Origin of the sequence: Aestuariispira insulae, from assembly GCF_003385955.1 — a bacterium.
Classification (GTDB): Bacteria; Pseudomonadota; Alphaproteobacteria; order UBA8366; family Aestuariispiraceae; genus Aestuariispira; species Aestuariispira insulae.
Genome location: NZ_QRDW01000040.1, coordinates 1 through 1,942, shown reverse-complemented (window position 1 = coordinate 1,942; position 1,942 = coordinate 1). Strand labels below are relative to the sequence as shown.

Genomic DNA, 1,942 nt, shown 5'->3' with positions numbered 1-1,942 from the left:
CCGCGATACCGCCATTCTGGAAAGGAGAAAACAGATCAAACTGACCACCATGAAAAACCGGCGCTTGAATCACTTCAAGCAAGCTGCTTAAACATCAACAAATGATGAGCCAGATCCTCCACTAAATCAGACGCTCAACTGACCCATTTGTTTTGACGACGGACACTTTTCCCGCTAATGCGAGATGAACCTAAAAAAGAGGCGTCCCGGAAAGAAACCGGGACACCGAAAACAGCTCTTCACACATTTACTTGAGCGCAGCCCGTACTTTTTCCAACTCAGCGATGCATTGCCCGTTTTCTTTCTGCTTATATGCCGCTTCAGCTGCCGTCAGATGCACATTTGCCTGAGTTTTTTTGGGCCCGGAGGGGGCTTTCTCACACATGGCCTTGACCGCTTTAAGCTGTTCGCTCGTTTGGGAGTGGCTTTGTTCAGGTGTCGGCATGACAATCTCCTTGATCGGGGTTAGCCTCATGGCATGTTCAGTTTGAAGGGGCAGATAGGGAAGTTTTGTCAGAAAGGCAGCCAGTATTCATAAATTGGATGTCATTGCTGCCCAAAGCAGTCGGCCATCCGGCTGCCACGAACCACAATCCACCCGAATTACATGTGGCGCACTAATTCAAATCAGCTTTTCCGAGAATAAGTTCCAAGGCGCTGAAGAAAAAAAAACGCCAAGACTAACTTCAATCAGCATGTACGGGGGAGGTCCGTATTACTGTCATCTGAAATGCTGAGCCCCGCAGTGTTGAACCAGCAATGACAAACAGCCGGGGATGAGGAGTTCTTACCACCGTAGCATTTGGAACGAATATTCCTGAACGACTGAAACCCTGTGCATAAGGAGCTGCGTGCGAATCGGAACCAGGCGTTGGCACCCCCAACAGAGATCCTAGGTTAGCCTATTTGGAGGCATCCGTGCTTGATGCACAACAGAATAGGGGCACGATCCGATGAATGTGCGCACAATAAAATCAACAGTGACCTTCAATAACCCCTTCACGCTCAGCGATTTCAAAGAGACATTCCCGGCAGGCAGTTATGAAGTGGAAACAGATGAGGAACTTATTGAGGGGCTGTCTTTTTGGGCTTATCGAAGGATCCGGTCGGTTATACATCTGCCTGGAAAATCAAAAAATCCAGTAATGGCACGGCATTTGACAATTGATCCCAATGCGCTGGATGTCGCCCTGGAGCGAGATCAGTCAAGGGGGGCATGGCTTTCTGAACCGGCACACAACTGCAATCAGCTCGAAACCTCGGCTGACCGCGAAGCCTTAGACCGCGCAGATGATGAAGGTATGATTCCTGATGTTCCTAACGGGACCAGGGAGAAACGATAAGATGAACGGTTGATTCCCATTCCGCCATTACGATTTTTGCCAGTCTCATCCGGAGGCTCAATTAGATCCTGACCCTATTTCGATTGCGGGTACTAAGCACAAACACAGAATTTTTTACTGGCGGTTAACACCTTGTGTTTGCTTCGTTCAGCAAGATAACGCGAAACAACTGATATTGTCCCCAAGGAGAAAATCAATGCTCTCGTCAGAACAAAGGCATCTGGATGCCGAAGAAGAACTGAAAAAGGTAAAGAAAATCTGTGATCAGGCACCTGCCGGTGATAAAAAAGAGGAGGCGATGCAATTCTACACCGCCGCGGAAGATGCCCATAAAATGAGAATGAACAACAAATGCATCGCCCAACTGGCCAAAGCCAGAGAAGTACTGAAATGACGGGCTTTTGGATGCTGCCGAACGTCGGTTATTGAATAACCGGTTTCAAATGATCCAGGTAATCACTGTCAAATTCAGCCAGCCTGGTTAACGCCATCAGGTCCAGATACGTCACTTTTCCGCTTTGGAAGGTTAAGAGATTATCTTCCCTCAGTTTCCTGAGACAACGGTTAAGATGAATGGCGCTTAACCCCAACGCATCCGC

4 protein-coding genes are annotated in these 1,942 nt (G+C 48.3%); 2 read left to right on the top strand and 2 right to left on the bottom strand.

The window, feature by feature from the left end; genetic code table 11:
- Positions 1–247 precede the first annotated feature (247 nt).
- Positions 248–445 (bottom strand): hypothetical protein, encoded by a 198-nt coding sequence (locus DFP90_RS22565; protein ID WP_147301119.1) that lies wholly within the window; start codon positions 443–445, stop codon positions 248–250.
- Between the two features lie 508 nt (positions 446–953).
- Between DFP90_RS22565 and DFP90_RS23020 the strand changes: the two genes are divergently transcribed.
- Complete coding sequence (locus DFP90_RS23020; RefSeq protein ID WP_181905530.1) at positions 954–1,343, top strand: hypothetical protein; 390 nt, start codon at positions 954–956, stop codon at positions 1,341–1,343.
- 196 nt (positions 1,344–1,539) lie between these two features.
- Positions 1,540–1,737: a hypothetical protein gene (locus tag DFP90_RS22555; RefSeq protein ID WP_115939716.1), complete on the top strand. Its 198-nt coding sequence runs from the start codon at positions 1,540–1,542 to the stop codon at positions 1,735–1,737.
- A 28-nt stretch (positions 1,738–1,765) separates the two neighbouring features.
- Here the strand turns inward: DFP90_RS22555 and DFP90_RS23410 are convergent, their stop codons facing one another.
- Positions 1,766–1,933, bottom strand: a complete 168-nt coding sequence (locus DFP90_RS23410) for a hypothetical protein (RefSeq protein ID WP_342767818.1) — start codon at positions 1,931–1,933, stop codon at positions 1,766–1,768.
- Positions 1,934–1,942 lie beyond the last annotated feature (9 nt).

Excerpts from the sequence above, each read along its gene's own strand:
- DFP90_RS23020 (WP_181905530.1), top strand. The coding sequence starts at position 954 with ATGAATGTGCGCACAATAAAATCAACAGTGACCTTCAATAACCCCTTC.
- DFP90_RS22555 (WP_115939716.1), top strand. The coding sequence starts at position 1,540 with ATGCTCTCGTCAGAACAAAGGCATCTGGATGCCGAAGAAGAACTGAAA.
- DFP90_RS22565 (WP_147301119.1), bottom strand. The coding sequence starts at position 445 with ATGCCGACACCTGAACAAAGCCACTCCCAAACGAGCGAACAGCTTAAA.